General features: G+C 73.9%; 12 protein-coding genes and 1 pseudogene. 9 read left to right on the top strand and 4 right to left on the bottom strand.

The window, feature by feature from the left end:
• The first annotated feature begins 130 nt into the window (after positions 1 to 130).
• The 4 genes from BJF79_RS20345 (at position 131) to BJF79_RS60830 (ending at position 3,087) form a co-directional block, all read left to right on the top strand.
• A complete protein-coding gene (locus BJF79_RS20345) occupies positions 131 to 844 on the top strand; it encodes a YcnI family protein (RefSeq protein ID WP_075899597.1) in 714 nt (237 codons plus the stop codon).
• Entirely contained in the window at positions 841 to 1,380 is a 540-nt protein-coding gene (locus tag BJF79_RS20340) for a copper resistance protein CopC (protein ID WP_262402316.1), read from the top strand. Before BJF79_RS20345 ends, BJF79_RS20340 begins: the two co-directional genes overlap by 4 nt.
• Before the next feature lie 77 nt (positions 1,381 to 1,457).
• A complete protein-coding gene (locus tag BJF79_RS20335) occupies positions 1,458 to 2,213 on the top strand; it encodes a group II truncated hemoglobin (protein WP_075899595.1) in 756 nt (251 codons plus the stop codon).
• A 535-nt stretch (positions 2,214 to 2,748) separates the two neighbouring features.
• Entirely contained in the window at positions 2,749 to 3,087 is a 339-nt protein-coding gene (locus tag BJF79_RS60830; protein ID WP_316043403.1) for a GNAT family N-acetyltransferase, read from the top strand.
• A gap of 67 nt (positions 3,088 to 3,154) precedes the next feature.
• Here BJF79_RS60830 and BJF79_RS20325 read toward each other — a convergent pair whose 3' ends face one another.
• Positions 3,155 to 3,907, bottom strand: coding sequence for an ABC transporter permease (locus tag BJF79_RS20325; protein WP_075899593.1), 753 nt, complete (start codon positions 3,905 to 3,907; stop codon positions 3,155 to 3,157).
• 84 nt (positions 3,908 to 3,991) lie between these two features.
• On the opposite strand from BJF79_RS20325, the gene BJF79_RS20320 reads away from it, so the two are divergent.
• A complete protein-coding gene (locus tag BJF79_RS20320; protein ID WP_262402315.1) occupies positions 3,992 to 4,810 on the top strand; it encodes a polysaccharide deacetylase family protein in 819 nt (272 codons plus the stop codon).
• 3 nt (positions 4,811 to 4,813) lie between these two features.
• Here the strand turns inward: BJF79_RS20320 and BJF79_RS20315 are convergent, their stop codons facing one another.
• Positions 4,814 to 5,611 carry an aminotransferase class IV family protein gene (locus tag BJF79_RS20315; protein WP_075899591.1) on the bottom strand — a complete coding sequence of 266 codons (798 nt, stop codon included), beginning with the start codon at positions 5,609 to 5,611 and terminating at the stop codon, positions 4,814 to 4,816.
• A 148-nt stretch (positions 5,612 to 5,759) separates the two neighbouring features.
• Here BJF79_RS20315 and BJF79_RS20310 point away from each other — a divergent pair, with 148 nt between their 5' ends.
• From BJF79_RS20310 to BJF79_RS20300, 3 genes and pseudogenes are all read left to right on the top strand, one after another.
• A complete protein-coding gene (locus BJF79_RS20310; protein WP_075899589.1) occupies positions 5,760 to 6,638 on the top strand; it encodes a helix-turn-helix transcriptional regulator in 879 nt (292 codons plus the stop codon).
• A gap of 259 nt (positions 6,639 to 6,897) precedes the next feature.
• Positions 6,898 to 8,214, top strand: a complete 1,317-nt coding sequence (locus tag BJF79_RS20305) for a sensor histidine kinase (RefSeq protein ID WP_262402314.1) — start codon at positions 6,898 to 6,900, stop codon at positions 8,212 to 8,214.
• Positions 8,178 to 8,820, top strand: a pseudogene (locus tag BJF79_RS20300) (LuxR C-terminal-related transcriptional regulator). The gene BJF79_RS20305 and the pseudogene BJF79_RS20300 overlap by 37 nt, the downstream one beginning before the upstream one ends.
• Before the next feature lie 36 nt (positions 8,821 to 8,856).
• Here BJF79_RS20300 and BJF79_RS20295 read toward each other — a convergent pair.
• Together BJF79_RS20295 and BJF79_RS20290 are read right to left on the bottom strand one after the other, a co-directional pair.
• Positions 8,857 to 9,510 carry a DUF4232 domain-containing protein gene (locus tag BJF79_RS20295; RefSeq protein WP_075899585.1) on the bottom strand — a complete coding sequence of 218 codons (654 nt, stop codon included), beginning with the start codon at positions 9,508 to 9,510 and terminating at the stop codon, positions 8,857 to 8,859.
• 94 nt (positions 9,511 to 9,604) lie between these two features.
• Complete coding sequence (locus BJF79_RS20290) at positions 9,605 to 10,375, bottom strand: enoyl-CoA hydratase/isomerase family protein (protein ID WP_075899583.1); 771 nt, start codon at positions 10,373 to 10,375, stop codon at positions 9,605 to 9,607.
• A gap of 175 nt (positions 10,376 to 10,550) precedes the next feature.
• Between BJF79_RS20290 and BJF79_RS20285 the strand changes: the two genes are divergently transcribed.
• A partial coding sequence (locus BJF79_RS20285; RefSeq protein ID WP_316043402.1) for a PEP/pyruvate-binding domain-containing protein occupies positions 10,551 to 11,321 on the top strand: 771 nt, incomplete at its 3' end.

The raw sequence follows: 11,321 nt of genomic DNA, 5'->3' as shown, positions 1-11,321 counted from the left end.
GGTCGTCCGGCGGGGACCCCGCACTTCGAGCGCGCTCGCCCACCGCTGACGCGGGCGGGACGGGCGCCGGACGCGACCGGGCGCCGCGCGGCGTCCGGCCAAGCACCATCCCTCGAACGGAGTTTCCGACATGTCCCTCATTCCGCATGCCCGCCGGGTCGCGGCCGTCGCCGCGCTCGGCGCGGTGTCGCTGCTCGGCCTGGCCACGGCGGCGTCCGCGCACGTCACCGTGAACCCCGAGGAGGCCGAGCAGGGCTCGTGGGCGCGGGTGTCGTTCCGCGTCCCGAACGAGCGCGACGACGCCGCGACCACGAAGCTGCAGATCGAACTGCCCGCCGCGCATCCGCTGCGGTCGGTGTCGGTCCGTCCCGTCCCCGGCTGGGAGGTCGCGACGGAGAAGACGAAGCTGCCCGAACCGGTCGAGACCGACGGCGGCACGATCACCGAGGCCGTCACGAAGATCACCTGGACGGGCGGGAAGATCGAGCCCGGCCAGTTCCAGGAGTTCGACGTGTCGATCGGCCCGCTGCCGACCGGCGTCGACCGGATGGCGTTCAAGGCCGCGCAGACCTACGAGGGCGGCGAGGTCGTCGACTGGGACCAGCCGACGCCCGAGGACGGGACCGAGCCCGAACATCCCGCGCCCGTCCTCGCGCTGACCCCGGCCGCGTCCGGCTCGGGCCACGGCGCCGACGCGGCACTCACCGCGACGGCCGCGACGCCGGACGAGTCGAGCGACGGCACCGCGCGGCTGCTCGGCGGCATCGGCATCGGCGCCGGTGCCGTCGGCATCGCAGTCGGCGGCCTCGGCCTCGCGCGGGCGCGGACGCGGAGCAAGGCGTGAGGCGCGCCGTCGGTGCCGCGCTCGCGGCCGTCCTCGCCCTGCTGGCCTTCGCCTCGCCCGCGTCCGCCCACACGGCGCTGACCGGCTCGGACCCCGCGGAGGGCGCGACCGTCGCGCCGCCGTCCGAGATCGTCCTGGAGTTCGCGAACCCGGTGACGCTGCCGCAGGTCGTCGTGACGGACGAGTCGGACGCGCGGCACGAGCTGGGCAAGCCGGAGTCGGTCGACGAGAACGTCAGGCAGCCGCTGAAGGCGCCGCTGCCGAACGGCGACTACACGGTGGGCTGGCGCGCGGTGTCGCCGGACGGGCACCCGATCTCGGGCACGTTCGAGTTCACCGTCGAGGGCGCGGCGTCGTCCGCGCCCGCCACGCCGTCGGCGGGCGCACCGGCTCCCGCGTCGTCACCGGAGTCGGCTCCGGCGTCGGAGTCCGAGCCGGAAGGCACGTCCGCGAACTGGCTGTGGGTCGGGCTCGGCGCGCTCGTCGTCGCCCTCGCGGGCGGCGGCGTCGCGTGGCTGCGCCGCTCGAAGTCCTGAAGTAGATCATTTCGTCGCCGATCGGGTGATTACAGAGTTACAGTGATTACCCGATCGGCTGCGACAGGACGTGTCTCATGATCGTCGAATACATCCGTTACCGGATAGCCCCCGAGGACGCCACGGAGTTCGAGGCCGCGTACGCGCGCGCGTCCGTCCCCCTCTCCGCCGCCCCCGAATGCGTGGACTACGAACTGTCCCGCTGCGTCGAAGACCCCGGCGCCTACATCCTGCGCATCGGCTGGACGTCCGCCGACGCTCACATGCAGGGCTTCCGCCGGGGCGAGCACTTCCCCGCCTTCTTCGCCGAGATCAAGCCGTACGTGCAGCAGATCGAGGAGATGCGCCACTACGAGCGGACGGACGTGCGCGGCGCGGGCTCGTCCGTCCCGACCATGTACGAGTGGGCGGGCGGCGCGGAGGCGTTCGAACGGCTCACCGAGGTGTTCTACGCGAACGTCCTCAAGGACGAACTCCTTTTCCCGCTGTTCGAGCACATGGCCCCCGACCACCCGAAATGGGTGGCGATCTGGCTGAGCGAGGTGTTCCGCGGCCCCGAGCGCTACAGCGCGGAACGCGGCGGCTACCACCACATGGTCCGGCAGCACCTCGGCAGGGCGATCGCCGAACCGCAGCGACGCCGCTGGGTGTCCCTGCTGATGGACGCCGCCGACGAGGTCGGGCTCCCGGACGACCCCGAGTTCCGCGCCGCGTTCGCGTCCTACATCGAGTGGGGCACCCGCATCGCCCTCGCGAACTCGCAGCCCGACGCGTCCCCGCCCCTGGAAGCCCCCATGCCGCACTGGGGCTGGGGCGTCGCACCGCCTGCTTAATTGCGTCGCCCTCGGCGTCGGGCCCTGGGGGCCCTCCTTCAACGGGCAACGCGTGCGATTGCCGCATCGCTCCGACTCGCCAAGGGCTCGCTGCGCGATCAAGTTCTCGCTTCGCTCGAACTTGCCTTCGCCCGCAATCGCAGTTGTTCCCGTCCGCTCTGGCTGGGGTGATGGATGTTGATCTGCGGCGTGTTGCCCTAACTCGGGCACTCATAAGGGCAACACGCCGCAGATCAACGAAACCCGGGTGCAGCTTGGTGGTCGCCGCGCTAGGTTGCCCCCGGAAACCGCGACAAGGGAGGTCGATGAATATGGCCCGCGCCATGTTCCTTCGCCATGCCCTCGTCCGGGCCGCGGCCGCCTGAGCGCGCGCCCCGGACGCCCCATCGATCGTTCGTGGAGCGTCGCATGTCATCTTCCCTGTTCACCGAGCGCCTGATCCTGCGCCCGTGGCCGTCCGAGGACGTCGCCGCGGTCGCGTCCGGCGTCGGCGGCCGGCTGGGCGGCCGACTTCCCCGCCGACGGCGACCGAGTCATCGCCGGGCTGCTCGCCGCCGACCCCGCCGCCGACCCCGGGCAGCGGCAGATCGTCGAACGCGAGACCGGCCTCGTGATCGGGTCCATCGGACTGTTCCGGCCGCCGGTCGACGGCGCCGTCGAGTTCGGGTACGGCGTCGTCCCGTCCCGGCGCGGGCGCGGCCACGCCACCGAGGCGGCGCGGGCCGTCGTCGCGTCCGCGCTGGCCGAACCGGACGTCCGGACGGTGCGGGCGGGCGTCGAACCGTCGAACACCGCGTCCGTCCGGGTGCTGGAGAAGGCCGGTCTCCGCCGCGTCGGCGGCAGCGACGGCACCGACCGGTACAGCACGCCCTGACCGGGGGGCGGGGTCGGCGGCGCGCGCCGCCGACCCCGCCGCCGTGCCGGCGGGCTTCCCGCCCTCGCTATTTCGCGGGGCGGTGGAGGCGGCCGGTGGCCACCAGTTCGAGGGTGATCAGGACGGCGATCGCTTCGACGGCCAGGAGGCCGATCAGGACGAGGAGCTGGATCGCCCCCGCCTCGATGGGGTCGGCGCCGCCGAGGAGGACGCCGACGAACGCGCCCGGCAGGGTGACCAGCCCGACCGTCCGCGTTTGGTCCAGGACGGGGAAGAGCGCGAGCGCCGCGGCCGGGCGTGCGACTTCGAGCGCCGCGTCGCGGGGGATCAGGCCGAGGGCGAGGCCGCCCTCGTACTCGCCGCGCCGCGTCTCCAGCTCGTCCAGGGCGCGGCGCCCGGTGAGCCCGGTCGAGGTCATCGCGCCGCCGATCATGATCCCGGCGATCGGCAGCACCGCGACCGGACGGGCCGGGACCACGCCCGAGCCGACGAGCAGCGCGAGGACCGGCGCGACACCGGCGGCGATCGGCGCGGCCGTCCACCAGCCGGAGCCCCGCGACGTCCCGGTGATGCGGCGACCGGCCGTCGCCACCGCGACCGCGACCATCCCGAGGATGAACAGCGCCGTCCAGCCCGCGCGCTCCAGCACCGCCGCGATCAGTAGCGACACCACCGCGAGCTGCACCACGGCCCGGACGGACGCGACCACCACGTCCCGTCCGACGCCGAGTCCGCCGAAGCGCGCCAGCAGCGCGGCCGCCGCCGCGAGCGCCAGCAGCACCAGTCCGAGGACGGGACCGATCTCGGGTGCCGCGTTCATCCGCCCGTCTCCACGGCACCATCTTCCCCTTTCGCCGCGAATGTGATCACAGCGGTCCCGGACGCCGATACCGTTGGACACGTGGTGGACGACGAGACGACCGGGACGTCCCGCCGTCGGGCCCTCTGGCTGTTCGGGGTCGTCGCCGGGCTCGCCCTCGCGGCGGACGAGGTGCGCACCCCGAACGGGTACCGGACGGCCGAGGCGGAGATCGTCCCGGCGAGCCCGGCGGTGAATCCGGCCCCGACGCCGCGCGCGCGGCTGCGTCCCCCGAGCTGGACGCCCGGACGGCTCGTCGCGGCCGAGGAACCGGTGCGGGAACTGACGCAGCTCTCGCCGCCCCCGCCCGCGAAGACGATCGCGCTGACGATCGACGACGGTCCGCATCCGGTGTGGACGCCGAAGATGCTCGATCTCCTCGCCGAGCACGACGTCCGCGCCACGTTCTTCATCATCGGCGAGCAGGTGCGGGAGCAGCGGGAACTGACGCGGCGGATCGCCGACGCGGGCCACCAGATCTGCAACCACACGATGCACCACCCGCTGAGCCTGGCCGGCATGTCGACGAAGGAGGTCCGCGAGGAGGTCGTGGAGGCGCACGACCGGATCGCCGACGCGACGGGCGTCCTGCCCGGCTTCTTCCGCGCCCCCGGCGGCAACTGGTCCGACCGTGTCATGGACGTGATCGCCGAGTACGGGATGCTGCCCATCGACTGGTCGATCGATCCCCGCGACTGGGCCCGCCCCGGTACCGGCCGCGTCCGGTCCCGGCTCCTGGAGGCGGGCGACGGCGACATCCTGCTGTGCCACGACGGCGGCGGCGACCGCGCGCAGACGATCAAGGCGCTGCGCAAGGCCGTCCCCGAACTCAAGAAGCGCGGACTGACCTTCGCGACCCTCTGAACCTCACGGGGAAACGAGCGGTTCCTCCGCGTACGCACGGTGGAGCAGGGCGACGAACCCGTTCGCCTCCGGCAGCGGCACGGACTCGATGCGGGGCACCGCGATGCCGGGCGTCCACGAGTTCATCACCACCGCGCCCCCGAGCGCCGGAAGCCCGTCGAGGGTCACCTCTTCCTCGCGCTGCGGCACGCCGAGCGCGTGGAGCCTCCGGCGGACGATGCCCATCGTCGTCCCCGCGAGCATCGCCGCCTTCGGCCACACGACCGCCGAACCGTCCCAGAAGGCCAGGTTCCAGATCGTCGCCTCGCTGAACCGCCCCCGGCGGTCGACGAACGCGGCGTCGTCGAATCCCCGGGCGACCGCCTGCCGCAGGTGGTAGGTCTTGCCCACCTCCCCGACGTGCTTCACGGCCGGGAGGTCCCGCTCGTGCTCGACCGCCGCCAGCGCCAGCGGACCCGCCGGGCCGGACGCCGGCGGCCCGGTGCGCACGAGCACCCGCGGCTCCGCGTCGGCCGCGGTGAACTCGCCCGCCGCACCGAACACGGTCGCCGTCAGCGACACGTCGTCCGGCCCGTCCCGCAGCGCCGTCCGCAGGTGCGCACGGATCCGGTCGTCCGGTATCGCCCGTCCGAACATGTCGGCCGACGCTTTCCGGAGCCGCTCCAGGTGCAGGTCGAGGCCACGGATCCCGCCGCCGCGCACCTGCATCGCGGTGAAGTGCGCGTACCCGGCGAACGCGAGCGGGCCCAGGTCCGCCGCGGTCGCCGCCCGTCCGTCCAGATGCGCGACGTACTCGCTCATCGTCGATCCCCCCATGTCTCGTGGCTGCGTCGCGAAAGACTCTGCCGCCGCCGGACGAACGCGGCCAGAACCCCGTTCGTCGTGCGTCCGCCGGTCCTGCCACCGGCAGGGACAGGCACGCGGGCGCGCGGTCGGCGACAATGGACGCATGGACGATCGGCAGGCCACGCAGGAGTTCGACACCGCCCCTCGTGCACCGGCCTCCCTGGACCCGCACGTCGAGCTCGGCGAGTTCCTGCGCAGCCGACGCGCGCGGCTGACACCCGAGAACGTCGGGCTGCCGACGTTCGGCCGGCACCGGCGCGTGCCCGGGCTGCGCCGCGAGGAGCTCGCGCAGCTCGCCGGGGTGTCGGTCGCGTACCTCACCCGGCTGGAACAGGGCCGGGCCCACAACGCGTCCGCCGAGGTCCTGGACGCGCTCGCCCGCGCCCTGCGGCTCACCGGCACCGAACGCACCCACCTCGATCACCTGGCCGGGTGCCGCCACCACGGCGACGAACCTTCGCCCGAAGACGTGCGGCCCGCGCTGCGCGCCATGCTCGCCGCCCTCGACGGGACGCCCGCGTACGTGACGGGACGCCGGACGGACGTCCTCGCGTGGAACGCGTCGGCCGCGGCGCTGTTCGGCGACTTCGCGGTCTCCGGCGGAAACCTGGCCCGCCTGGTGTTCCTGCGGCCCGACCAAGCGTTCGCGGACCGGGAAGCGGAGGCGGCCGACATCGTCGGCGCCCTGCGGCGGGACGCGACCTGCCACCCGGACGACCCGCTGCTGGCGTCGCTCGTCGGCGAACTGTCGCTGCACAGCGCGGAGTTCGCACGCCTGTGGGCGCGGCATCACGTCGAGGAGCGCGCCCACGGGACGCGGCTGCTGCGCCATCCGCTGGCCGGCGAACTCACCCTCGCGTTCGAGACGTTCCGGCTCCCGGACGGCTCCGAGCAGACGCTGACCGTCCATCACGCCCCGCCGGGCTCCGCCGCCGCCGACCACCTGCGCTTCCTCACGAGCTGGGGCGACGACGCGCCCTAGTCGGTGGCTCGGAGCCACGACTTCCCGCCTCGGATCAACCGTCGGGGTGCACGTTGTTGATCACGACGGTCTCGTCCCCCATGCCATGGGTGTACACCACGCACACCTAGTCCCTGGCCAATGCCGATCTCCGGTGTCGGCTGCCGACCGCGGGTGTACTCAGGTACACCTCTCGTTCGGGGTGCGGGCACACTGTGCCGTGGGGGCATCCGCCGGAGACTGGACTCGGTGACGATGACCGAGGCAGACGGAGGAACCGGTGAACGGTCAAGTGGTACAGCAGACGGGGTGGCGGGCACACGCCCAGGCGCCGTGGCGGGGATTCCGGCTGGGGCTCTTGGCGTTCCCGGCGCTTTTCGTGGGGGCCTGGTTCCTTTCGGTCCTGTCGATGGTCACTGGCCTCCTCGGGGTGCTGTTTTTCCCCTCGGCGACGGACCTGATGCGGTCGATGACGGACGTGTACCGGCGGCTGATCACGCGGTGGACGGGCGTCCGCATCGAGCGTCCGTACCTGCCCGACCCGGAGATCACCGAGACCGGGTTCATGGGACGGCTGCGCCTGCTCCTCGCGCGCATCGTGGACCCCGCGGTCTGGCGCGACTTCCTGTGGCTCGTCGCCGACCCGATCGTCGTGTTCTTCACGGCGGCACTGCCCGGCTGGCTGATCCTGTACGGGATCTGGGGGTTCCTCTGCGCCGGGTTCGCCGGTGAGATCATCACGGACGCGGGCGGCAACGACTGGTACGGGTTCGTCCACGTCACGTCCGGATACGGGACGGACGTCGGTGCGCGCGTCACGACCGTCGGCCTCGCCACCGTGTTCCTCGTCGTCGGGTTCGCCATCGCGCCGCGGATGCTCGCCGTGTACGGGCGGTGGGGCCGGTCGCTGCTGGGGCCCACGGAGAAGTCGCGGCTGGCGCTGCGCGTCCGGCACCTGACGGAGTCGCGGTCGGAGGCCGTGGACGCGTCGGCGGCGGAGCTGCGGCGGATCGAGCGGGACCTGCACGACGGGGCGCAGGCGCGGCTCGTCGCGATGGGGATGAGCCTCGGCGCGATCGAGCACCTCCTCGACAAGGACCCGGAGAAGGCGCGGCTGCTGCTGGCGCAGACCCGCGAGTCGTCCGCGAAGGCCCTGCACGAGCTGCGCGACCTGGTGCGCGGCATCCACCCGCCCGTCCTCGCCGACCGGGGCATCGGCGACGCGATCAAGGCGCTGGCCCTCGACCACCCGATGCGCGCCGAGGTCACCGTCGAGCTGGACGGACGGCCCGAACCGCCGCTGGAGTCGGCCGCGTACTTCGCCGCCGCGGAGATCCTCACGAACGCCGCGAAGCACTCGGGCGGGTCCCGGCTGTGGATCGACGTGCGGCACGAGCGGGGGATGCTGCGGATCTCGGTCACCGACGACGGGCGCGGCGGCGCGTCCCTCGACGGCGGGACCGGCCTGCGGGGGATCGAGCGCCGGATCGGTACATTCGACGGCGTGCTCGCCGTCAACTCCCCGGTGGGCGGCCCGACGATCGTGACCCTGGAGCTGCCGTGCGCGTTGTCCTCGCCGAAGACCTCGCCCTCCTGAGGGAGGGCCTGGTCAGCCTGCTGGAGACGCACGACTTCGAGATCGCGGCCGCGGTCGACAACGGGCCGTCCCTGCTGAAGGCGCTGCTCGACCACCGCCCGGACGTGGCGGTGGTCGACGTGCGGCTGCCGCCGTCGTTCACCGACGAGGGGCTGCAGGCGGCGCTGGAGGCGCGCCGCCGCGTCCCGGGCCTGCCGGTGCTGGTGCTGTCGCAGTACGTCGAGCAGCTGTACGCGCGGGAGCTGCTGGCGGACGGCGGCGGCGGGATCGGCTACCTGCTGAAGGACCGGGTGTTCGACACCGGCCAGTTCGTCGACGCGGTCCGGCGGGTGGCGGCGGGCGGCACCGCGATGGACCCGGAGGTCGTGTCGCGGCTGGTCGCGACGCGCCCGCGACGCGCCGCTGGCCCGGCTGACGCCCCGCGAGGCGGAGGTGCTGGAGCTGATGGCGCAGGGACGGTCGAACGCCGCGATCGCCGAACGTCTCGTCGTCACCGAACGGGCCGTCACCAAGCACACCGCGAACATCTTCGCGAAGCTCGACCTGCCGGTCGCCGCCGACGACAACCGCCGGGTGCTGGCCGTCCTCGCCTACCTGAACCGGTGAGCACCGGCCGGGCCGCGGCCCCGGCCGGTGCCCGGCTCACCCGAAGTTGACGCCCTGCCGGCTCGGCTGCAGGGTGCCCTGCGTGAGCGAGTTGCCGCAGAGCGCGCGCGGGCCTTCGAGCCAGGACGTCTCCACCGGGAGCCAGCTCCCGTACCAGGACACGCCGAATCCCTGCACGGTCTGGCAGTCGCCGGGGCCGGACGTCCAGCGCAGGCCCGCGAACGCGGTCCTGCCCGGCCGCAGCGTGATCCGCATGCCCGCTCCCGGGTGGTTCGCCCGAGTCGTCCGGATCGCCGCGTAGTCGCCGCCGGTACGGACCCCCATGGACGCCCAGCCTGCGGGGAGCGCGCAATCGCGGTCGCCCGTGTTGGTGATCATGAGCATGCCGAGCGTCTTGAAGCCGCCGCCGGTGGGCTGCTCCTGCAGGTCGGCGCCCAGCTCGGACGCGCGGCAGCGGGAGCCGTCCGCGGCGGCCGCGCCTTCGGCGCCGCCGTCCGACGCCCCGCCCGTCCCGGCCTCGCCCGCGGCTTCGCCCGGCGCGGCCTCCCCCGCTTCCGCGCCCGCCGAACCGACCTCGACCGTCCCGACGCCCTGGCAGCCGGTCAGCGCCAGCAGCAGGGCGAGGCCCAGGCCGCCGGTCACCGCCGGGACGGAACGACGGGGGCCGCGGCGCGTGCTGGAGTGCGTCATCCTGGAGGAGCCTTCCGCTTGATCTTGAAGTACGGAAGGTGAGACGGCACCCGCGATGATCAAGGTTTGCGGGCGTCCGGAGAACTTTTCGGGTTCAGCGGACGTCTTCGCGCGCGCCCGGCGACCAGCGGAACTCGGGGGCGCGGCGTTCGAGGAACGCGGCGACGCCCTCGCGCAGCTCGCCGCTCGCCTCCATCTCCGCGAGCCAGCGGGCCGCCCGGTCGCCGACGTCGCCGCCCGCGGCGATCGCGTCCACGATGTCCTTCGTGGCGCACTGCGTCAGCAGGGAGCGGGACGCGAGCGTCCCCGTGTACTCCGCGACCCGCGCGGGCAGGTCCGCGACGACCTCGTTCACGAAGCCGATGCGCAGGGCGTCGTCCGCGTCGATCAGCTCCGCCGAGAACAGCAGGTGCTTCGCGGACGCGGGCCCGACCAGGCCGACCAGCCGGGCGGTGGCCGCCACCGGGTAGACGATGCCGAGCCGCGCCGGGGTGATCCCGAACCGCGCGTCCGCCGCCGCGAACCGCAGGTCGCAGGCCGCCGCGAGCTGGCAGCCGCCGCCGACGCACACCCCCTCGATCGCCGCGATCGTCGGCTTGCCGAACGCGGCGAGGGCCCGCTCGGCCATCGTCGACAGGTGCGTGTCGTCGTCGCGGTGGATGTCGTCGAGCTCGCCGATGTCGGCGCCCGCGCAGAAGTTCCCGCCCGCGCCCGTCAGGACCACCGCCCGGACGGACGCGTCCGCGGCGAGCCCGTCGAGGAGGCGGGGCAGCTCGCGCCACATGTCCGCCGACATCGCGTTCCGCTTGCCCGGACGATCGATCGTGATCGTCCCGACGCCCCCGGTGACCTCGCAGTGCAGCACCCGTGAATCGTAGAAGGGGCCCCGCCCCCGGCCGGTATCAGGGTCGTCCTCCGCCTCCAGGACGACGGGGCTACGACCTCAGGACGGAGGCCGAGACGGCACCTGTGAGGGACGACAACCGCCGCCGTTGAGCGGACCATCGTAGATGGGCGGCCTACGAAGAACGGAGTCCGTGGTGCAGCAGAGCACGCGCGCCGTCACGACGATCGGCCTCGACGACCCGCCGGCGGCCGTGCCCGGCCGGGCCGGCGCCAAGGCGGCGAACCTCGCGCGCGCCGCGTCGCACGGCCTGCCCGTCCTCCCCGGGTTCGTGATCCCCGTGGGGTGCGACGAGCCCGGCGACCTGCGGGCCGCGTGGGCGCGGCTGAGCCGCGACGGCGAACGCGCGCTGGTGGTGCGGTCGTCGTCCACGCTGGAGGACGGCGCGGTCTCCTCGATGGCCGGGCGGTTCACGTCCGTCCTCGACGTCGCGGGCTGGGCGGCCTTCCGGCGCGCGGTCGACGAGGTCGCCGCGTCCGCGACCGGCCCGGGGACGATGGCGGTGCTCGTCCAGCCGCAGCTCGACGCGGCGTCCGGCGGGGTGATGTTCGGCGCCGACCCGGTGGACGGCCGCACCGACCGGGTGATCGTGTCCGCCGCGCCGGGCGGGCCGCAGGCGCTCGTCGGCGGCGAGGTCGACGGCACCCGCTACGACCTCACCCGGCGCGGGCGGCTCGTCGGCGCCGAACGCGACGACGGCCCGCTGACCCCGCTCCAGCTCCGCCGCCTGGCCCGGCTCGCCGCCCGGACGGCGCAGGTGTTCGGCGGCCCGCAGGACGTCGAGTTCGCGTTCGACCGCACCGGCCGCCTGTGGCTGCTGCAGAGCCGCCCGGTGACGGCGCTCGCCCCGCTCCCCGCGCGCGGCGCCGCCCTCCTCGGCCCCGGCCCGGTCGCCGAGACCCTCCCG

This window comes from Actinomadura sp. CNU-125 (assembly GCF_001942465.1).
GTDB lineage: Bacteria > Actinomycetota > Actinomycetes > Streptosporangiales > Streptosporangiaceae > Spirillospora.
The sequence above is the reverse complement of the archived record's forward strand: the minus strand, read 5'-3'. Positions and strand labels throughout refer to the sequence as shown.

What these genes read in the sequence shown, in the direction of transcription:
- BJF79_RS20345 (WP_075899597.1), top strand. Translation starts at nt 131, where the DNA reads ATGTCCCTCATTCCGCATGCCCGCCGGGTCGCGGCCGTCGCCGCGCTC.
- BJF79_RS20335 (WP_075899595.1), top strand. Translation starts at nt 1,458, where the DNA reads ATGATCGTCGAATACATCCGTTACCGGATAGCCCCCGAGGACGCCACG.
- BJF79_RS20325 (WP_075899593.1), bottom strand. Translation starts at nt 3,907, where the DNA reads ATGAACGCGGCACCCGAGATCGGTCCCGTCCTCGGACTGGTGCTGCTG.
- BJF79_RS20315 (WP_075899591.1), bottom strand. Translation starts at nt 5,611, where the DNA reads ATGAGCGAGTACGTCGCGCATCTGGACGGACGGGCGGCGACCGCGGCG.
- BJF79_RS20310 (WP_075899589.1), top strand. Translation starts at nt 5,760, where the DNA reads ATGGACGATCGGCAGGCCACGCAGGAGTTCGACACCGCCCCTCGTGCA.
- BJF79_RS20295 (WP_075899585.1), bottom strand. Translation starts at nt 9,510, where the DNA reads ATGACGCACTCCAGCACGCGCCGCGGCCCCCGTCGTTCCGTCCCGGCG.